This window comes from Micromonospora sp. DT44, from assembly GCF_049841635.1.
Taxonomy (GTDB): domain Bacteria; phylum Actinomycetota; class Actinomycetes; order Mycobacteriales; family Micromonosporaceae; genus Micromonospora.
The window spans coordinates 1-17,556 of the sequence record NZ_JBNCKS010000032.1; the positions used below are offsets into that span (position 1 = coordinate 1).

The 17,556-nt window shown below is 71.4% G+C and carries 21 protein-coding genes; 11 read left to right on the forward strand and 10 right to left on the reverse strand.

What is annotated here, in order from left to right:
* Positions 1-343 precede the first annotated feature (343 nt).
* Entirely contained in the window at positions 344-907 is a 564-nt protein-coding gene (locus ACLQ25_RS19090; protein ID WP_425732188.1) for a dihydrofolate reductase family protein, read from the forward strand.
* Positions 908-926: 19 nt separating this feature from the next.
* On the opposite strand, the gene ACLQ25_RS19095 is transcribed toward ACLQ25_RS19090, so the two are convergent.
* The 3 genes from ACLQ25_RS19095 to ACLQ25_RS19105 form a co-directional block, all read right to left on the reverse strand.
* Positions 927-1,259, reverse strand: coding sequence for a hypothetical protein (locus ACLQ25_RS19095; RefSeq protein WP_425732189.1), 333 nt, complete (start codon positions 1,257-1,259; stop codon positions 927-929).
* Positions 1,260-1,335: 76 nt separating this feature from the next.
* On the reverse strand, positions 1,336-1,749 hold the full coding sequence (locus ACLQ25_RS19100) for a contact-dependent growth inhibition system immunity protein (RefSeq protein WP_425732190.1): 414 nt from the start codon (positions 1,747-1,749) through the stop codon (positions 1,336-1,338).
* A 68-nt stretch (positions 1,750-1,817) separates the two neighbouring features.
* The gene (locus ACLQ25_RS19105) at positions 1,818-2,051 is read right to left on the reverse strand and encodes a GntR family transcriptional regulator (RefSeq protein WP_425732191.1); all 234 of its coding nucleotides are present in this window, start codon (positions 2,049-2,051) and stop codon (positions 1,818-1,820) included.
* Positions 2,052-2,226: 175 nt separating this feature from the next.
* Here ACLQ25_RS19105 and ACLQ25_RS19110 point away from each other — a divergent pair, with 175 nt between their 5' ends.
* The 4 genes from ACLQ25_RS19110 to ACLQ25_RS19125 all read left to right on the forward strand — a co-directional run bounded on the left by ACLQ25_RS19110 (position 2,227) and on the right by ACLQ25_RS19125 (position 5,350).
* Positions 2,227-2,823: a hypothetical protein gene (locus ACLQ25_RS19110; RefSeq protein WP_425732192.1), complete on the forward strand. Its 597-nt coding sequence runs from the start codon at positions 2,227-2,229 to the stop codon at positions 2,821-2,823.
* Complete coding sequence (locus tag ACLQ25_RS19115; protein ID WP_425732193.1) at positions 2,820-3,317, forward strand: SigE family RNA polymerase sigma factor; 498 nt, start codon at positions 2,820-2,822, stop codon at positions 3,315-3,317. The genes ACLQ25_RS19110 and ACLQ25_RS19115 overlap by 4 nt, the downstream gene beginning before the upstream one ends.
* A complete protein-coding gene (locus ACLQ25_RS19120; protein ID WP_425732194.1) occupies positions 3,317-4,348 on the forward strand; it encodes a hypothetical protein in 1,032 nt (343 codons plus the stop codon). The genes ACLQ25_RS19115 and ACLQ25_RS19120 overlap by 1 nt, the downstream gene beginning before the upstream one ends.
* A gap of 108 nt (positions 4,349-4,456) precedes the next feature.
* Positions 4,457-5,350 carry a septum formation family protein gene (locus tag ACLQ25_RS19125; protein WP_425732195.1) on the forward strand — a complete coding sequence of 298 codons (894 nt, stop codon included), beginning with the start codon at positions 4,457-4,459 and terminating at the stop codon, positions 5,348-5,350.
* A 6-nt stretch (positions 5,351-5,356) separates the two neighbouring features.
* On the opposite strand, the gene ACLQ25_RS19130 is transcribed toward ACLQ25_RS19125, so the two are convergent.
* On the reverse strand, positions 5,357-6,373 hold the full coding sequence (locus tag ACLQ25_RS19130) for a hypothetical protein (protein WP_425732196.1): 1,017 nt from the start codon (positions 6,371-6,373) through the stop codon (positions 5,357-5,359).
* 116 nt (positions 6,374-6,489) lie between these two features.
* Between ACLQ25_RS19130 and ACLQ25_RS19135 the strand changes: the two genes are divergently transcribed.
* From ACLQ25_RS19135 to ACLQ25_RS19155, 5 genes are all read left to right on the forward strand, one after another.
* The gene (locus ACLQ25_RS19135) at positions 6,490-6,885 is read left to right on the forward strand and encodes a VOC family protein (RefSeq protein ID WP_425732197.1); all 396 of its coding nucleotides are present in this window, start codon (positions 6,490-6,492) and stop codon (positions 6,883-6,885) included.
* Positions 6,886-7,004: 119 nt separating this feature from the next.
* Positions 7,005-8,183 carry a sensor histidine kinase gene (locus ACLQ25_RS19140; protein WP_425732198.1) on the forward strand — a complete coding sequence of 393 codons (1,179 nt, stop codon included), beginning with the start codon at positions 7,005-7,007 and terminating at the stop codon, positions 8,181-8,183.
* A complete protein-coding gene (locus tag ACLQ25_RS19145) occupies positions 8,173-9,378 on the forward strand; it encodes a hypothetical protein (RefSeq protein WP_425732199.1) in 1,206 nt (401 codons plus the stop codon). Before ACLQ25_RS19140 ends, ACLQ25_RS19145 begins: the two co-directional genes overlap by 11 nt.
* Complete coding sequence (locus ACLQ25_RS19150; protein ID WP_425732200.1) at positions 9,351-10,064, forward strand: response regulator; 714 nt, start codon at positions 9,351-9,353, stop codon at positions 10,062-10,064. Before ACLQ25_RS19145 ends, ACLQ25_RS19150 begins: the two co-directional genes overlap by 28 nt.
* A gap of 71 nt (positions 10,065-10,135) precedes the next feature.
* The gene (locus tag ACLQ25_RS19155; protein WP_425732201.1) at positions 10,136-10,843 is read left to right on the forward strand and encodes a hypothetical protein; all 708 of its coding nucleotides are present in this window, start codon (positions 10,136-10,138) and stop codon (positions 10,841-10,843) included.
* Positions 10,844-10,991: 148 nt separating this feature from the next.
* On the opposite strand, the gene ACLQ25_RS19160 is transcribed toward ACLQ25_RS19155, so the two are convergent.
* The 4 genes from ACLQ25_RS19160 to ACLQ25_RS19175 form a co-directional block, all read right to left on the reverse strand.
* A complete protein-coding gene (locus ACLQ25_RS19160) occupies positions 10,992-11,744 on the reverse strand; it encodes a lysophospholipid acyltransferase family protein (RefSeq protein ID WP_425732202.1) in 753 nt (250 codons plus the stop codon).
* Positions 11,745-11,837: 93 nt separating this feature from the next.
* A complete protein-coding gene (locus tag ACLQ25_RS19165) occupies positions 11,838-13,898 on the reverse strand; it encodes a glycogen debranching N-terminal domain-containing protein (RefSeq protein WP_425732203.1) in 2,061 nt (686 codons plus the stop codon).
* Complete coding sequence (locus tag ACLQ25_RS19170; RefSeq protein WP_425732204.1) at positions 13,898-14,269, reverse strand: SCP2 sterol-binding domain-containing protein; 372 nt, start codon at positions 14,267-14,269, stop codon at positions 13,898-13,900. The genes ACLQ25_RS19165 and ACLQ25_RS19170 overlap by 1 nt, the downstream gene beginning before the upstream one ends.
* A 369-nt stretch (positions 14,270-14,638) precedes the next feature.
* Complete coding sequence (locus tag ACLQ25_RS19175; RefSeq protein ID WP_355052239.1) at positions 14,639-15,055, reverse strand: CBS domain-containing protein; 417 nt, start codon at positions 15,053-15,055, stop codon at positions 14,639-14,641.
* A gap of 138 nt (positions 15,056-15,193) precedes the next feature.
* Here ACLQ25_RS19175 and ACLQ25_RS19180 point away from each other — a divergent pair, with 138 nt between their 5' ends.
* Positions 15,194-15,817 carry a nucleotidyltransferase family protein gene (locus tag ACLQ25_RS19180; protein WP_425732205.1) on the forward strand — a complete coding sequence of 208 codons (624 nt, stop codon included), beginning with the start codon at positions 15,194-15,196 and terminating at the stop codon, positions 15,815-15,817.
* Positions 15,818-15,839: 22 nt separating this feature from the next.
* On the opposite strand, the gene ACLQ25_RS19185 is transcribed toward ACLQ25_RS19180, so the two are convergent.
* Together ACLQ25_RS19185 and ACLQ25_RS19190 are read right to left on the reverse strand one after the other, a co-directional pair.
* Positions 15,840-16,280 (reverse strand): PPOX class F420-dependent oxidoreductase, encoded by a 441-nt coding sequence (locus ACLQ25_RS19185; RefSeq protein ID WP_425732206.1) that lies wholly within the window; start codon positions 16,278-16,280, stop codon positions 15,840-15,842.
* Between the two features lie 135 nt (positions 16,281-16,415).
* Complete coding sequence (locus ACLQ25_RS19190) at positions 16,416-17,441, reverse strand: aspartate-semialdehyde dehydrogenase (RefSeq protein ID WP_425732207.1); 1,026 nt, start codon at positions 17,439-17,441, stop codon at positions 16,416-16,418.
* Positions 17,442-17,556 lie beyond the last annotated feature (115 nt).

Here is a 17,556-nt window from a genome sequence, read left to right on the forward strand (position 1 = left end):
GCGGTAGCTTCAGCGAGGACGACTACATCGCCTTCCTCGACCAGGCCCACCAGCGTCTGCAGGCACCGATGGTGCTGTAGCCACCGCAGCCAGGTAACCAAGTCGTCCAGGCTGTCGACCCGCTTCAGCGAGCGGTTGTCGTCCTCGTCCATTGCCGCCTCCCCACCACCGCAGGTCAGCGGCTTGGCCGACCGACCCGATCAACCACCACAACTCCCGGCTGGTCCAGGGAGCAATGCGGTGATCGCCGCCTTTCGGATCCGGTGGCGAACCGGCGGACGGTTCATTCTCTTGCATTGTGCCGGTCCAACCGTCGAGGACCGACTTACGGCAGGCTGACACGATGCGGAAACTGACCTTCGGTATGAGCGTGAGTCTGGACGGCTACGTTGCCGCGCCCGGTGACGACCTCGGGTGGGGTGTGCCGAGTGACGAACTGTTCCAGTGGTGGTCCGACCGGGTGGCGGCGACCGGCACGGCGCTGTACGGGCGCAGACTATGGGAGGCGATGAGTTCCCACTGGCCGACCGCCGACCAGCAGCCGGGTGCCACGCCAGCATCGATCGAGTTCGCCGGCCGCTGGCGGGACATGCCGAAGGTGGTGTTCTCCTCGACGATCAGCACGGTCGACTGGAACGCCCGCCTGCACACCGGCGACGCGGTCACCGAGATCACCCGGCTCAAGGACGGGGACGGCGGTTCGTTGGACATCGCCGGCGCCACCCTCGCGGCGGCGGCGATGCGGGAAGGGCTGATCGACGAGTACGTGCTGGTCACCCACCCGGTCCTGATCGGTGGCGGCAAGCGATTCTTCACCGCCATCGAAAAGTGGGTGAACCTGAGCCTGGTGGAGACCCGGACGTTCCCTGGCGGCGTGCTGCTGACTAGGTACGAGACCAGACGCTGAGCGGCCGGCTTCTGTCGAGTCAGAGGCCGTGTTGGGCCAGGTCGACGTGGTGCTCGACTGGGCGATGTACCGGCCCGGTGTACTCGGTGAGCACGAACCGACGATGGTCTTCCGAGGGATGAACGGTGACCGCGACAATGCTGTCGTCCTCGAAGCGAAGCGTGAAGACGGGATCGAGATCGCAGAGAAACGCGAAGCCGTCGCGTTCGTCGTCGGAGTCGCTGACCAGGTGGCCGTTGGCGTCCCAGCCGGCGTCGCTGGCGGTGATCACGACGGCGACTTCGACGGGGCCGAACATGATTGAGCTGTTGGCCCACCAGTCCAGCCAGCAGCGGCCCTCGAAGCGGTCCATGCCGCCACCTCCTCGCGCTCACCCAACCCAAACTGCCCTGACCCGCCCGGCGGCTTCGCACGGACCAGTGTGCTTTTTAGCCACCGATGAACGTAGTGATGGCGTCGCGAAGGAGGCGGTTCGGGTCGCGCGGCTTGAGGTCGGGATCAGAAAGGGGAGGCAGAGCAACAAGTTCCGTCAGTACGGTCGCCAGCCGCTTCCGTTCTACTCGGAGGCGCGACCACGCCGGGTCAGGTAGCCGCAGCACGTTGGCGAGCAGGTCCCCCGGGTAGTAGTCGCCCTCAGCCAGCGGATCGCGGAGCAGCACGTTGACAGCGCGAGGCAGCAGGGCGGACACGCCGGTCTGCTGCCCGAGCATGATCCTCAGGTCCTCGACCATGAACTCAGCCAACGGCTTACGGCGCAGTTCCGTGCAACGCGTGATGAGGAACGTGTCGTCCGGACCGGGGTCCGGCCAAACATCCCGCTCAAGCTCGTCGATCGTCGTCACGGCGGCGAGCGTAGTCCGCCCGATCCTGGTGCCCCCGCGGCCGGCGTCGGAGCCGTGGCCCGTCTTCGTCAGCCCTGTTCGGCTACGAAGGTGCCTCGCGCATGGACGGTGACGACCAGACCGCGGTCGCGCAGCTCGCGCATCGCCATCCGGACGGTTCCGCGCGCCACGCCGTACGTCTGCTGCAAGTGAAGCTCGCTCGGCAATGGCTGTCCAGGTCGGAGCTTGCCCTCCTCGATCTGCCTGGCGAGCAGGTCAGCCAACTGCCGGTAGAGCGGCATGTTGTTGAGCGGGCTCGTCATGGGCGGCAGCGTAGACACGCACATGATCTGTACGTGTTCAGGGATGTCCAGCTTATAGACGTCTAGCTTCTAGACGTCTATAAGCTGTACGTTTGTGGAGCCAATACGAAGACGGCCCTCGACCGGCGCAGCCACGCCGATCGAGGGCCTTGATCGCCTAGCAAGGAGGCGACCCGTGAGCACCCTACCGACCCTGCCCAGTTGCCCAGAACCCGCGACAATCCGCATCGAGCTGTACAGCGCGGATTCTCTGGACGCCTGCGCGTACACCTGTATTGACCACACCATTCGTGCGACGGCCGCCGTGGCCCGCGCGGGCCTGGAGGCCCACCTGATCGGCATGGCACCGGACGTCGTGCGGCCCTGCGGTCACGTGTTCGTCTTCCCGACCGGCACGCTCGCCGCAACCCCGCTCGCTGTCGCGCATCCGCGCTGGTGCGACCGCGACGACTGCCAGCGTCGAGGTCGACACCACTCCCGCGTCCTTGGCATGAACGCGGACCAGCCGGAGCCGTTCGCCCTTCGAGCGGACCTGGTGCAGGGCCTGCACCCAGCCGCCCAGCCCGTGGTGCGCCTGGAAGACAGCGCGGCGACACGACTCCATCCCTCGATGCGGCAGACACGGATATTGCGTTACCGGCTGGCTCGCCTGCTGACCCTGGCAGAGGCAGGGGGCACCACCACGGGCACGACGATGGACGCTGACGCAGCGACAGGAAGTGCCCGGCGGATGTCTACGGGCGGCCCGGCCTCCGGCGTTAATAGGGCGTGACGTTCGAGGAATACGCGTTCGCCCGCACATCGGCGCTGGTGCGGCTCGCGCGGCTGCTGACCGGCGACGAGCATCGGGCCGAGGACCTGGTTCAGGATGTCCTGACCCGGGCGTACGCCCGCTGGGGGCGCATCTCGCGGACCGATCAGCCGGATGCCTACGTCCGGCGCATGCTCGTCAACGCCCACCACTCGTGGTGGCGTCGGCGTAGCAGCCGGGAGGTCACTGTCGCCGCCGTACTCGATCGGGCGGGTGACGCGGACGAGGCCGCCGGTGTCGCCGAGCGCGACGCGCTGTGGCGGCTCGTCTCGGACCTGCCGGCGCGTCAGCGCACCGTGATCGTCCTGCGCTACTACGAGGATCTCGACGACACGGCGATCGCCGAAATCCTCGCCTGCTCGACCGGCACGGTACGCACCCACGCGAAGCGCGCCCTGACGACGCTGCGCAGACGGCAGGAAGCACCAATCCCCGCACGGGCAGGAGACCTCTGATGGTCAGCGACCTCGATCGGCGGCTCGCCGCCACGCTCGCGCATCGCGCCGGTGGCGACATCGACCCCACACCCATCGTTGAGCACGCCCGTCAGAACGGTCGTCGTCTGCGGCGACGTCGTCGTGGGCTGCTCGCCGCAAGCGCGGCGGTGGCGTGTGTGGCCCTCGCCGCATTGGTCCCAACCGTCCGCGATGCCGATGACCCGATGCCGCCAGCCACAACGCTCCTGCTGCCGGAGGCGCCAGCGGCGGCCGTCGTACGCCCCAGGGACGTCGGCACCGACCCCACCACCGTGCACTTCTCGGCGGACGCGCTGGTCAGTGGTGCCGAATACGCGACATGGCGGGCGGGACGCGGCTCCGAGAGCGTCGAGTTCCGGGGCCCGGACGGCGCGGCGCGTTTCGCGCTGGCGCGTAGCGTCGTGGCGCTGGACGCGTTGCAGCAGACCCTGTCCTCGTCCGGCCGGCCGCAGCCCCGGACCGACGTGCGGGTCGGCGACCGGCCGGGGGTCGCCTGGTTCGATCCGTCCGGCGACCAGAAACTGTGGTTCGTCCGCTGGCAGCCCGCCGACGGGCTCTGGGCGCAATTGGACACGTACGCGGCCACCAGCGACGAGGCCATCGGTACGGCGGGCCGGGTGCGGTTCGACGGTGCCCGCCGCTGCGTGGTGCCGTTCCGCTTGGAGTCGCTGCCGGCCGGCGCACGGCTGCTGGAATGCTCGGTCACCCTCAGTCAGTCGGAGAAGGGCGCGTTCGCCGAGGGCTCGCTCGTCGTCGGCGATGACGCCGGCCGCTGGCTGACGGTGCGGGCACAATCCGCCCCCGGCCGCCAGGTCAGGTCCGCCGACCTCGTCGCGGGTCCATACCGGGCCCGCCGGCAGGGCAGCGACGTCCTGGAGATGACGGTCGAACGTTGCTCCGTCGAGGCGTTCCGCAAGGGCTGGGGGAACGGCTACACCGAGGCGGAGGGCCTGGCGATCCTCGGCGGGTACCGTCCCGCCCCCGACCTCGACCACCCCGACACCTGGTGACGACACGTGGCGATACGGCCAACCAGAAGGCACCGGAAGCCGGTGCCGATCCGTCGCGGCGGTGCCATATGCTGCCCGCGTTCGACACGGGGGCACGGGGAGAAACACATGCGACGGTACGGCTTGGCGGCGCTCACGGCTGCGTTCCTCACGGTGGCGCTGGCGGGCTGCGGCACGCCGGCCGGCACCGATGGTGACCTGGCCGACGACTGGCAGCCGATGGCGGCGGCGCAGCAGTTCGTCCCGAAGGCCGACGAGTGCCACCTCATCGACGAGGCCACGTCGTACCTGAGCAGCTACTCCCCCGTCGACTGCGCGAAGACGCACAAGGTGGAGACCTTCCACGTCGGCACCTTCACCGGCGCTCTGGCCACCCGCACCGCGCCGCCCAAGACGGAGTCGGCGACGATGCGGTCGACCTTCGCCGACTGTGACAAGCGCGCGAAGCAGTTCGTGGGCGGCGACTGGCGTGATGCCCGCCTGTCGGTGCAGGTCGCTCCGGCGTCGCCGGCCGCCTGGTCGGGTGGCGCGCGCTGGTACCGGTGCGACATCTTCGAGCTGGACGAGGTCAACGGTCCGAACGGCGAGAGCGATGCGGCGATCCAGCGGGGCGGATCGCTGCGTAACGCCCTGGCCAGCCGCTCCCCGCTGCACTACGGCTGCATGAACGAGGACAAGTGGCAGATGCTGCGGCCGGTCGCCTGCACCGCCGGACATCAGTTCGAGTACGCCGGCACCTGGATGGCACCGGATCGCTCCTGGGCTGACGCGACCCGGGACGAGGACTCCATCCACGCGGCCTGCCGGAAGGTCGTCGCCGGTTACGCGAAGGTGCCGGTGGACGGCGATCTGATCTACCGCACCGGCACCTCGTACCGCTTCCCGAACCGCCTGCTGTGGGAGCGCGGCGACCGTGGCGTGCGCTGCTACTACTGGTCCGGCGGCACCAACGTCAAGCGGTCGATCGCCGGCGGCGGCACGAAGGCGCTGCCGATCCGCTGAGCCGGGTCAGCTCGGTCCCAGCAGCGCCGCCAGCGCGGCGTCGCCCTGCCCGAGCTGCGATCCGCCGGGCGGTGCCACGACCAGGAAGCGCCGGCAGGCGTCGAGTTCCACGTACCACTCGGGCCCGTTGTCGTCGACGGGCCGGAGCACCGCGAAGCGGGACGCCGGGGTGGCGCAGTCGACCGCCGGTCGGGCGTCGGCCAGCGCCCGCAGCACGTCCGCCTGCCGCTCGGGCGGGAGCGGCCGACCGTACACGAAGTCACCGGCCGGTTTGCCGCCGCCGCGCTCGGACGCGGGCACCTGGTAGACGCAGAGCCGCAGCGGCCCGGCCTTCGGCGCGGCGGGCGCGACGCGGCCGGGACGGCCGAGGGTGGTCTCCACCCACACCATGTCGGACCAGTGCTGCGCGCATCCGGCGGCCTCGGCCGCCGAGGATTCGACAACCCCGAGGGTACGGCTGTCGACGGTGGTCAACCGCAGCCCGTCCAGCGCCGCGCGTACCTCCGGGCGCGGCTTGCCGCAGGCATCGGTTGGCAGGTACGGCCGCAGCCACCGCCCCTGATCGTCGAGCAGCGCCAGCCAGGGTGGAACGATCATGTCGAGAGTGCAGCGGTTCTCTCCCCGACCCGGTTCCTTGTCGGCCAGCCCCAGCGCGGCGATCAGCGGGCCGATCTCGTCGGCACGGCGCTCGGTGGCCACCTGCTCCCGGCCGCCGGCGGCTCCCCGCACGACGTCGCGCCCGCAGAGCACGGCGGCGACCGGCGTGAACGCCGGGTCGATCCGTCCGACGCGCGGCTCGACCCCGGCCGGCCGCGACGTCGCCGATCCTGGGCGTACGGGCAGCATGACGCCCGCCTGCGGCGCGATCTCGGCGCAGGAGGTCCACTTCTCGGCGACCTCGGCCGGGCCGGGGTCCTTCGGCGTGTCGGCCGGTCTGGCGCAGCCGGCCAGTGCCAGGCCGCACAGCCCCAGGCCGAGCAGCGTCGCCATCAGTGTCGTTCCGGCCGGGCGCATCCCGCTCACCACCTCTCCACCGCCGGATGAGACGGACGGGCGGCCGGCGGGGTTCCCGCGTGACGCCGCCGACCATGGGTGACACCGCCCGCCGCCGTCGGAGCTTCCCTCGGCAGAATGGGCCGATGGCACATCTGGGACTGGTCGCGCTGCTCGTGAACGAATACGACGAGGCGATCGACTTCTACGTCGGCGGGCTCGGCTTCGAGTTGGTCGAGGACACGCCTCGCCCGGACGGCTCACGCTGGGTGGTCGTCCGGCCTCCCGGGGCTCGGGAGACGGCCCTGCTGCTGGCCCGGGCGGGCAACCCCGAACAGCGGGCACGGGTGGGCGACCAGACCGGCGGCCGGGTCGGCCTGTTCCTGCACACCGAGGACTTCGCCGCAGCTCACGCCCGGATGATCGGGGCTGGCGTGCGGTTCCTGGAGGAGCCGCGGCACGAGGCGTACGGGTCGGTGGCGGTCTTCGTCGACCTCTACGGCAACCGCTGGGACCTGATCCAACCCCGCAGCGCAGAGTGACGACAAGGCGACACTACGCGTACGGTGGGTGAACGCTCACCGTACGCCATGCTATTCTCCGATGTCGATCTCCGCCGTGCGGACCCGGGACCGGGTCGTTGTCGGAAGGACACCTCCCGATGCCGGCGACTGCCGCCCCGACCGTGCCACCGCCCACCCTGGACAATCCTGCCGGCGGGGCGTTCAGTTTCATCTTCACCACCCTGCCGGCCCTGCTGCGGCTGACGTGCGGCCTGGTCGGTGCCGCCGTGGCGTTGTCGGTGCGTACCCCGCCGGTCGACGCGGCCCTGCTACTGCCCGGCGTGGCCGCGCTGACCGGGTGGTCGCTCTGGTACGCGGTCCGCGCGCTGCGCCACGGGATCACGCCGGCGCTGGTCGCCGGTGACGTCGCGATCACCGCGGTGGCCTGCCTGCTCATCCCCCGCCTGGTGGCGCCCGAGGTGTTGCCGGGCGAGGGCAGTTGGATCGCGGTGCTCGCCAGCACCACGGTGATCAACGCGCAGGCCACCGCCAGGGCCCGCTGGTCGATCCCGGCCGGGCTGCTGGTCACCGCCGCCTACGTGGCGGGCGCGCAGGCGGCCGGCGACGTCACCGAGGCCCGCGCACACGCCGCCACCCTGCTCGTGCAGACGGCCTGCACGGCGATGATGACGGGGGTGATGCGCCGCCGGATCGGTCGGGCCGACCACGCGTTCGCCGAGCACCAGCGGCTCACCCGGGAGGCGCTGGTCGCCCGGACCGCCCGGGAGGGGGAGCGCCAGCAGAACCGGGACCTGCACGACACGGTGCTCGGCACCCTGACCATGGTGGGGCTGGGCGCGGTACCCGGCCCGTCGGCCACGTTCCGTGAGCGGTGCGCCGCCGACCTGCGTACCCTCGTCGCGTTGACCGACCACGGCTCGACGCCGGGCGACGGCCCGGTGCCGCTCGACCAGCGGCTACGCGCGGTGCCCGACCGGCTGCCCGAGCTGCCGGTGAGCCTGGAGCTGACCGCCTGCGCGGTGCCCGCCGGGGTGGCCGACGCGATCACCGAGAGCGCCTACGCGGCGCTGTCCAACGTGGTCCGGCACGCCCCGGGCGCGCGGACCACACTGCGGCTGAGCCGCGACGCGGTCGCCGTCGTGGCCGAGGTGGTCGACGACGGCCCCGGCTTCGACCCGGCCACCGTCCCCGCGCACCGGTACGGTCTGCGCGAGTCGATCCAGGGGCGGATGGCGGCGGTCGGCGGGCGGGCCGAGGTGTGTTCCGCGCCGGGCGCCGGCACCCGGATTCGACTGGAGTGGCCCGGTGGCGGCTGACCTCGGCGCGACGGCGGACACCCGTGCCGCGTCGGTGCCGGCACCTCGACCGGGACCGGTCGACGGGCCCACATCCAGTGAGCAGTCGGTGCTCGCCGCGCCCGCCGCCGTCGCTGAGGCCTCCGACCGGGGCGCCCGGATCGTCGCCGTCGCCATCGCGCTGGCCTGGCACGTCGCGATCGGACTACCGGCGGTGCTGGCGACCCGCGCGCAGTTCTCCGCACCGACGGTCGTGCTCGGCGGCTGGGTGCTGGTCGCCGTGGCCGGGGCGGTGGCCGGCATCCGGCTGCTGCGCGGCACGCCACTGCCGCCGTGGCCGCTCGCCGGGGTACTGGTCGCCGTCGACGCGGCGGTCTTCGCGGCGGTCGGCGAACGGCACCTGTTCACCGCGGCCAACTGGGTGTGGGGCACGCTCGGCTGGTTCTTCGTGCTCGCCATGTGGGGTCGGCGGGTCGGCGGCCTCGTCGCGCTGCTGACCACACACGCGATGATCGCGCTCGTCGCCGTTCTCGCGTACGCGCCGAGCGCGGCCGACCTGGCCCGCTACACCATGTACGTCTACGGCACGTTCACGCTGCCGGTGGCGGTTTTCGCCGGCAGCGCGGTGATCGTCGGACTGGCCCGGGACCGGGCCGCCGCAGCCGCGGCGATGCACACGATCGCCGCCGAGCGGGCGGCCGCCGAGCAGGGCCGGCAGGAACGCCGTGACCGGCTCGCCCTGGTGGGCGCGGCGGCCGGGCGGGTGCTCGGCGAACTGGCCACCGGGGAGGCGGACCCGGCCGACCCGGAGGTGCAGAGCCGGTGCGTACTGGCCGCGGCCCGGCTGCGTCGCCTGATCGCCGAATCCGACGACGTGCCCGACCCGCTCCTGCACGAGCTACGGGCGGCCGTGGACCTGGCCGAACGCAACGGGCTGCCGATCGACCTGGTCGCCATCGGCAACCCGCCGCCGCTGCCGGTGGAGATCCGTCGCCGGCTGGCCGACCCGCTCACCAGCCTGCTCGCCGACGCCCGGGGGTGGGCCCGCCTGACCGTGGTGTTCGGCCCGGACGAGGTGGTGGTCAGCCTCGTCACACCGGACCGGGAAGGGCCGGACGCGACCGGCCCGCCCACCGAACACCAGGACGGGCCGGTGCAGCACCTTTACGAACGGGACGGGGACATCAGATGGGCGCAGACCCGGTGGTCGGGGTGACCGGTGACCGGCCGGTCGGGGTGGCGATCGTCGACGACCATCCGGTGGTCGTCGACGGGGTACGCGCCTGGCTCGCCAGCGAACCGCGACTGACCGTGCTGGCCACCGGGGACGACCCGGACGAGGTACTGCGCGCCGCGCCGGACGCCGACGTCGTCCTGCTCGATCTGCGGCTGCACGGCCGGATGGCGCTGGACAAGCTGGCCGAGTTGAGCGCCACCGGGCGGCGGGTGGTGGTCTACTCGGAGCACACCGACCCGGAGACCATGCTCGCCGCGCTGGACGCCGGGGCGGTGGCGTTCCTGGCCAAGCACGAGGGCCGCGAACACTGCGTGGCGACCGTGCTGGCCGCGGCGAGTGACCGCCCGTACGTGCCGCCGGCGCTGGCCGGTGCGATGGTCGGCGACCCGAGACCGGACCGACCGGCACTGTCCGACAAGGAGCGGGAGGCCCTGCTGCTCTGGTTCCAGTCGATGTCCAAGGCGTCGGTCGCGCGTCGCATGCAGATCAGCGAACACACCGTGAAGCAGTACGTCGACCGCGCGCGGATCAAGTACACCCGCGCGGGGCGGCCGGCAGCCACAAAGGCGGCGCTGCTCGCCCGTGCGATCGAGGACGGCCTCGTCCGCCCGGAGGAGATCGGCATCTACCAGTCACAGGCGACGCACGACCGGCCGACCCCCTAACGGGCGTCATGACAGTGGCCGACGAATCGGCGAAGCTCAACGCACAACCAGTTCACCGGGAGGTCGTGACGATGCAGGCCGACGCGTCCCCCTTCTTCATCGGCCCGCACCGGTTCGACGCGCCCGACGACGACGCCGGCCCCACCCTCGACCGGCGGTACGACATGCGCCCGCTGCCCGGCGAGAAGGTGCTCGGGCGGCACCGGCTGCTCGTGGCGGGCTACCTGCTCGGGCCGACGGAGACACGATGCGCCTGGCAGCTCCCCGGGCCTGTCTCGGTGACCGTCACCGACCAGCGGATCTGCTGGGTGGGCACCGGGTCGCAGCTCTCGCTGGTGGCCGACGACGCGCCCCGGCCCCGGCCCGCCGGCCGCGTGACCGGCCTGATGACCGGCCAGATCCGCTGGCAGTGGCCGTCCCGGCTGGAGCTGCCCGCCGAGCCGCCGCAACTGATGATCGTCTGCGACGCGTTGCGGACGATCCAGCAGCCGGCGCTGGCCCTGGGTGGGTCACCGGGCGAGGTCGTCGCGCTGGCCCAGCAAGTCCGCCGGGCGGTGGCCATGTTCCGCCTCACCCGCCCGCAACTGGTCGACCTCTCCGCACAGGAACGCGACGTACTGCTGCTGCGGGCCGGCCCCGCGCTGCTCGCCGGGGACACCCGGATCACCCTGCCCGGCTCGCTGCCGGTGGAGTTCCGCTCCCGCGACGACTACTACCGCTCGGGGCCGGAACCCAGCTCCTGGGACCGCTTCGCCGACGGCACGTCCGGGCGTAACTGACGCGAACGCCAGCCGTCGCCGGAGGCGTACCCGGATGTCGCTGGTGGCGTACCCCGGGCGTTGGTGGCGTACCCCGGCGTTGGTGGCAGCGTGCCCCCGCGCGGCCGCCGGCAGGTCCCGGCGCGGCCGGCGGGATGACCGGGCGTCCTCAGACGCTGGGAGCGCGTTCCTCCCCTTCGGCGTCCAGCGCGGCAGCCTCCTCGGGCGTCGGCGCGGTCCCACCGAGGTGAGCCGGCAGCCACCAACTGTCGTCCGGGCCGGCCGGCGCATCCGGGTACTCGCGCTGGGCCCGCTCCACGAGCGCGCTCAGCCGGGTGGTCAACTCGGCGTCCAGCACGTTCGGGTTCGGAAAGTCCGCCGGCAGGATCGGCTCGCCGATGAGGATCGTGATGGGCGTGTGCCGGCGGGTGAGGGTACGGGGACGGCCCTTGGTCCAGAGTCGCTGGGTGCCCCACAGCGCGACCGGCAGCACCGGCACCTTCGCCGAACGCGCCATCCGGACGGTGCCGCTCTTGAGCTCCTTGACGGTGAACGACCGGCTGATGGTGGCCTCGGGGAAGACGCCCACCACCTCCCCGCGCTTGAGCGCGTCGACGGCCGCCCGGAACGAGGCCGCGCCGGCCTGCCGGTCCACCGGGATGTGGCGCATGCCGCGCATCAGCGGGCCGGAGACCCGGTGCGCGAACACCGACTGCTTGGCCATGAACCGGACGAGCCGACCCGACGGGTTCGCGCCCAACCCCGCGAAGATGAAGTCGAGGTAGCTGACGTGGTTGCTGGCCAGCACCGCCCCGCCCGTGCGGGGTACGTGGTGGGCGCCCTCGATGGTGATCTTCAGGTCGAGGACCCGGAACAACGTCTTGGCAGCGGCGATAACGGGCGGGTACACGAGCTCCGGCATCCGCAGAATCTACCGTGCCCGGCTGGGGATCGCCTGGGTGGCGGCCCGGCGGCGACGCGGGTGGCGCGCCGCCGCCGGTGTGCCGGGCGCGACTCAGTCGGAGAGACTGTCCAGATCGAGCCGACCTCGGGCGAAGGCGTCCACCCGCCCCCAACGGCCCGGAATGTCCAAAACTTCGATCCGGCCCATCCCGACCGGGAGACGCGGCTCGACCGCCAGGTGCCCGTCGTGCGGTTCGAGACCGAGCATGGTGCGCAACAGCAGCAGCGGCGTACCCGTCGACCAGGCCTGCGGGCTGCATGCCGTGGGGTACTCGACCGGGAACTTGGTCAGCTCCCGCGGGTAGCCGCCGAACGCCTCCGGTAGCCGCCCGTCGAAGTAGGTGGCCGCGTCGAGGATGCCGTTGGCGATGGTGGCCGCCTCCTCGGCGAACCCGTAGCGACGCAGGCCCCAGGCGATGAACGAGTTGTCGAACGGCCAGATCGTGCCGTTGTGGTAGCCGATCGGGTTGTACCGGGCCTCCCCCTCGGCAAGCGTGCGCACCCCCCAGCCGGAGAACAGTCGCGGCCCGACCAGGTGCTCGGCCAGCCTCTCGGCACGCGCCGGATCGACGATCCCGCTCCACAGCAGGTGACCGATGTTGGAGCTGAGAATGTCGCACTGGCGACCGTCCGGGTCCAGGGCCAACGCGTAGTACTCGCCGTCGTCCACCCACCAGTCCCGGTTGAAACGCTCCTTCAGCTCCGCCGCCTCCCGCTCCAACTGGTCGGCGAACTCCGGGTCGTCCCAGAACAGACGGGCCATCCGCGCCGCGCGGACCTTCGCGTCGTACGCGTACCCCTGCACCTCGCAGGTGGCCCGGGGGAACGGCGGCAGGGTGCCGTCGGAGTAGGAGATCGAATCCCAGGAGTCCTTCCAGCACTGGTTCTCTAGGCCGGTCTCGGTGTTGCGGCGCTCGTACCAGATGTAGCCGTTGCCGACCAGGTCGGCGTAACTGTCGATCCACTTGAGCGCGGCCCGGGACTCCTGCTCCAACTCCTTGACCAGCGCCACGTCCCCGCTCCACCGCTCGTACTCGTCGAGCAGCACCAGGAACAGCGGAGTCGCGTCCACCGAGCCGTAGTACGGCGAGTGCGGCTGCTCCTCGAAGGCGGCGGTCTCGCCGTACCGCATCTCGTGCAGGATCCGCCCCGGGTCCTCGTCCCGGAAGTCGTCGAACCGGCTGCCCTGAAGGGACGCGAGGATGCGCAGCGTCGTCTTCGACAACTGCGGCGTGAACGGCAGCGTCTGGAGGCAGGTGAGGATGCTGTCCCGGCCGAACATGGTCATGAACCAGGGCAGACCGGCCGCGGGCAGGGTCGCGCCCCCGAGCGACAGCGGCGAGAAGCGCAGCGCCGCCAGGTCGATCAGACTGCGCCGGTAGGTGCTGGCGACCCGGCCGTGTTCGCTGTTGACCTTGGGTGCGTCCGCGATCCACCGCTCCAGGTCGTGTTGCAGGGCCAGCCGCTCGGTGCCGTGCACGCGCAGGCCCATCCGCAGGTCCCGGTCCCCGGGGCCGACCGCGCGCGTCTGGACGTCGATCGTCGCTTCCCACTGCTCGTTGGGTTCCAGGTGGACGGTGTACGCGAAGCCGCGGTCGTCGTAGCGGGCCGACATCGACGAGGAGATGATCGTTTCGCGCCGGAAGTTGCCCCGGCGGTAGCCCAGGCGCAGCCTGTCCGACTCAGCCTCGCTGTAGAGCTCGCCCTTCTTGTTCAGGATCTCGTCCTTGACCTGGAACAGATCGGCGAAGTCGGCCGCCGCGTCCATCCGTATTTCCAGGTCCACGGCCTTCTCGTCGTGGTTGAGGATGGTCAGCTGTTCCCGGAAACTGCCGCCGACCGCGCGCTCGCGGATGATCGACAACTTCGCGTCCACGTAGTGCGTGGCCATCCCCGGCACCAGGAAGAACCGGGACTCGAAGTACTGCAGGTCGTCGTACGAGAGGGAGTTGAGGCGTTCGCCGTTCACCGTCAGAATCCACGTCGACAGGAACCGGGTGTCGAGGGAGAAGAGCCCGGTCGGCTCGCTCGGCGTCGCCTCGATGTCACCGGTGTCCTCGCAGACGACGAACGTGTTGCCGTCCAGGATCCGAATCGTGTTGCTCTGCCCCATCAGCGTGCCTCCCCCGCGAATCGGCGACGCGGCCCACGGGCGTCCGGCGACCCGGGGAAGATCCGCTCCACCTGCACCACCAGCCGGGCGTCCCCCGACACCGTCATGTCCCCGCGCAGAATGGCGGCCAGGCCGTGCTCACGGCCGGCCGCTATCTCGTCGAACAGCATCGGGCTGGCGCCGATCACCGTGTCGGCCTCGTTGTCCTCCTGGCTCACGTTGAGCCGCCCACGGTCGATCTTCAGCAGCCAGTGCCGGGTCTGTGCCCCCTCGTGCAGGTCGATCCGCAGTGTCCCGGAGGTCTTCGCGAGCAGAGGCTCGTACCCCCGCCGGTCCAGATCCTCGAAGAACCTCGTGGTCGCGTCCACCATCGGGTCCACTCCTCCCAGTCGGCCGGGCCCCGGCGATCACACCCGGCGCGCCACGCGTCACGCGATGCACGTCCCCGCACGGGTCCCCCGACCCCAGAAACCCAACCTCGCCCAAATAGGGTGACCGCCCCTCCCGCCCCGCCCCTCCACCCCTGCCCGCCCCTCCCCCTTTGCCCCGGTGATCAAGAGGTTCGCGTCACCGCTCGCGGCGTGTCGTGACGCGAACCTCTTGATCACCGGACCGAGGGCGGGCCGAGGGTGGGCCGAGGGTGGGCCGAGGGTGGGCCGAGGGTGGGCTGGGGGGCGCAGGCGGGCAGGGGGCGCCGGCCCTTCCGGGACGGAAGGGCCGGCGCTCCTGTACTGCGTGCGTCAGTTGTTCGGCTCGTCGGCGCTGATGTCGGCCAGCACCGACTGCGGCTCACGCTCGACCGCGAGGTCGCCCATCGAGACCAGGCCGATCAGGCGGCCCTCGTCGACCACCGGCAGCCGACGTACGGCGTAGGTACGCATCAGGTCAGCGGCGGACACCGCGTCGTCGTACTGGCTCACCGTGATCACGTCGCGGCTGGTGATCTGGTTGAGCCGGGTCGAGCCCGGGTCCATGTTCTCCGCGACGCCCCGGACCGTGATATCCCGGTCCGTGACGATACCGACGACACTGTCGCCATCGGTCACCACCACGTCACCAATGGCGCTGTCGCGCATCTCCTGCGCGGCGGCGATCAGCGTGTCGTTGCCGTCCATCGTCACCAACCGGGTCGTCATGAACTCTCCGACCGTTGTCATGGTGCTCCCCTCTCGGTGTCGGCACGGCCCGTCTACCCGCCGCCCCGCAGGGGGTAACACCATCGGTCGGCCGGCTATCCGTGTGGCCGACGCAGGCGTCGTAGTTCGTAGAGACCACTGGCAGCAGCGGGAGGTGGCGTGGGGCAGCGTGCCCCGGCGACGCCGCCTACCGTGGACGAGGTGCTGACAGGTGAGCGTGAGCTGCGGGAGCTGATCGGCGGCAACGCCTGGCTGACCCGGGCGCTGACCGTGGTCCGCGACTCTGGCCTGCCCGACGCCTGGATCGGCGCGGGCGCCCTGCGCGACCTGGTCTGGGGCGTGCGGTACGGCGACGGGTTCGACCCGACGACCGTTCGCGACGTGGATGTGGTCTTCTTCGACCCGGCGAGGTTGTCCCGCGAGGACGACCGGCGGGCCACCGACCGTCTGGTCGCCGCCTGGTCGGCTCCACCGTGGCAGGCGCGCAACCAGGCGGCGGTGCACACCTGGTACGCCTCGAAGTTCGGCGGTGACCCGATCGCGCCGTACCGGAGCGTCGCCGAGGCGGTGGCCACCTGGCCGGAGTACGCCACAGCCGTGGCCGTGCGCCTACCAGCGGACGGTGAGCTGGAGGTCTGCGCCCCGTACGGCGTCGCGGACCTGCTCGGCGGGGTGTGGCGGCACAACCCGACCCGGGTGGACGTCCCGCGGTCCCGACAGCGGCTGGCCCGTCACCGGCCCGCGCAACGCTGGCCCGGGGTGACCGTGGTCGAGCCGGGCTGACCCGGCCGTCGCAGGCGATTCCTCAGGAGCGGGGCGGCATCCCGTACATCCGCTCCACGTGCAGGCGCAGCACCAGCCGCTGCTCGGCAACCATGGCGCTGCGGTATTCGGCCCAGTCCGGGTGCTCGCCGCGCAACGACCGGTAGAGCCCGACCAGTTCCTCGACCGTGGCGTCGTCGACGTCGGCCGCCGTGGCGGTCAGCTCGGCACGCCCCTCGACGACCGCGTACGCCCAGCCGTCCTCGCTGCTGACGTGGAAGCTGGCGCGCGGGTCCCGACGGAGGTTGGCGGTCTTGGCCCGGCCGTCGGTGACGGACACCCGGATCAGGCCGGCGGCGGAATCGAACGAGTAGACCACCGTGGAAAGCTGCGGTCGCCCGTCACGTTTGATGGTGGCGAGAACGCCCATCGAACGACCGGCGACCAGGTCGGTCAACGCCTGCTGGTTGGGGTTCTCCGGCACAACATCCTCCAGGTGGCGCGGTCGGCTTCTTCCATCCAAACACGACCGGCACGCTCCCGCTCCCGACGTGCCGGCGCCCACCACCGACTGCGGGCCCGGACCGTGACCGGCCGGGCCCGCAGGGGACGGTGATCCTCAGCGCCGTTCGGCGGCGACCAACTCGGCGAGCTGTACGGCGTTGAGCGCCGCGCCCTTGCGCAGGTTGTCGTTGGAGCAGAACAACGCCAGCCCGTACTCGACGGTCTCGTCGACGCGGATGCGACCCACGTAGGTCGGGTCCTTCCCGGCGGCCTGCAACGGCGTCGGCACGGCGGTCAGCGCGACGCCGGGCGCGTCGGCCAGCAGCTCGTGGGCCCGCTGCGGCGTGATCGGCCGTGCGAAGCGGGCGTTGATCTGCAGCGAGTGGCCGGTGAAGACCGGCACCCGGACGCAGGTGCCGGAGACCTTGAGGTCGGGGATCTCCAGGATCTTGCGACTCTCGTTGCGGAGCTTCTGCTCCTCGTCGGTCTCGAACGAGCCGTCGTCGACGATCGAGCCGGCCAGCGGCAGCACGTTGAAAGCGATCGGCTCGGCGAACGAGCGCGGCGCGGGGAACTCGACGGCCGACCCGTCGAAGGTCAGACCCGAGGCGTGCTCGGCGACCTTGCGGACCTGCTCGTCGAGCTCGGCGACGCCGGCCAGCCCGGCCCCGGACACCGCCTGGTACGTGGAGACAACCAGGCCGATCAGACCGGCCTCGGCGTGCAGCGGGCGCAGCACCGGCATCGCGGCCATGGTCGTGCAGTTGGGGTTCGCGATGATGCCCTTCGGGCGGTCGACGGCCGCGTGCGGGTTGACCTCGGCGACCACCAGTGGCACCAGCGGGTCCATCCGGAACGCCGACGAGTTGTCGATCACCACGGCGCCCGCCTCGGCGACCCGGGGCGCCAACTCCCTGGCCGTGCCCTTACCGGCCGAGAAGAGCACGATGTCCAGCCCGGAGTAGTCCGCCGTCGCGGCGTCCTCCACGGTCACCTCGCCGTCGCGCCACGGCAACGTACGCCCGGCAGACCGCGCCGAGGCGAACAACCGCACCTGCTCCGCCGGGAACTCCCGCTCCGCCAGCACCTGCCGCATCACGCCACCGACCTGGCCGGTGGCCCCCACAATGCCGATCCTCATGCCCCGGAGGCTACCCACCCCACCCCCGAAACCGGGAGCCCTTTCCCACCTCCCGGGTCCCACCTCACACCGACCCGCGCCCGGAACGTTGATCAAGAGGTTTGCGTCAGAAAGC

Excerpts from the sequence above, each read along its gene's own strand:
- ACLQ25_RS19090 (WP_425732188.1), top strand. The coding sequence starts at position 344 with ATGCGGAAACTGACCTTCGGTATGAGCGTGAGTCTGGACGGCTACGTT.
- ACLQ25_RS19095 (WP_425732189.1), bottom strand. The coding sequence starts at position 1,259 with ATGGACCGCTTCGAGGGCCGCTGCTGGCTGGACTGGTGGGCCAACAGC.
- ACLQ25_RS19105 (WP_425732191.1), bottom strand. The coding sequence starts at position 2,051 with ATGACGAGCCCGCTCAACAACATGCCGCTCTACCGGCAGTTGGCTGAC.
- ACLQ25_RS19120 (WP_425732194.1), top strand. The coding sequence starts at position 3,317 with ATGGTCAGCGACCTCGATCGGCGGCTCGCCGCCACGCTCGCGCATCGC.
- ACLQ25_RS19125 (WP_425732195.1), top strand. The coding sequence starts at position 4,457 with ATGCGACGGTACGGCTTGGCGGCGCTCACGGCTGCGTTCCTCACGGTG.
- ACLQ25_RS19135 (WP_425732197.1), top strand. The coding sequence starts at position 6,490 with ATGGCACATCTGGGACTGGTCGCGCTGCTCGTGAACGAATACGACGAG.
- ACLQ25_RS19140 (WP_425732198.1), top strand. The coding sequence starts at position 7,005 with ATGCCGGCGACTGCCGCCCCGACCGTGCCACCGCCCACCCTGGACAAT.
- ACLQ25_RS19150 (WP_425732200.1), top strand. The coding sequence starts at position 9,351 with ATGGGCGCAGACCCGGTGGTCGGGGTGACCGGTGACCGGCCGGTCGGG.
- ACLQ25_RS19155 (WP_425732201.1), top strand. The coding sequence starts at position 10,136 with ATGCAGGCCGACGCGTCCCCCTTCTTCATCGGCCCGCACCGGTTCGAC.
- ACLQ25_RS19160 (WP_425732202.1), bottom strand. The coding sequence starts at position 11,744 with ATGCCGGAGCTCGTGTACCCGCCCGTTATCGCCGCTGCCAAGACGTTG.
- ACLQ25_RS19165 (WP_425732203.1), bottom strand. The coding sequence starts at position 13,898 with ATGGGGCAGAGCAACACGATTCGGATCCTGGACGGCAACACGTTCGTC.
- ACLQ25_RS19170 (WP_425732204.1), bottom strand. The coding sequence starts at position 14,269 with ATGGTGGACGCGACCACGAGGTTCTTCGAGGATCTGGACCGGCGGGGG.
- ACLQ25_RS19175 (WP_355052239.1), bottom strand. The coding sequence starts at position 15,055 with ATGACAACGGTCGGAGAGTTCATGACGACCCGGTTGGTGACGATGGAC.
- ACLQ25_RS19190 (WP_425732207.1), bottom strand. The coding sequence starts at position 17,441 with ATGAGGATCGGCATTGTGGGGGCCACCGGCCAGGTCGGTGGCGTGATG.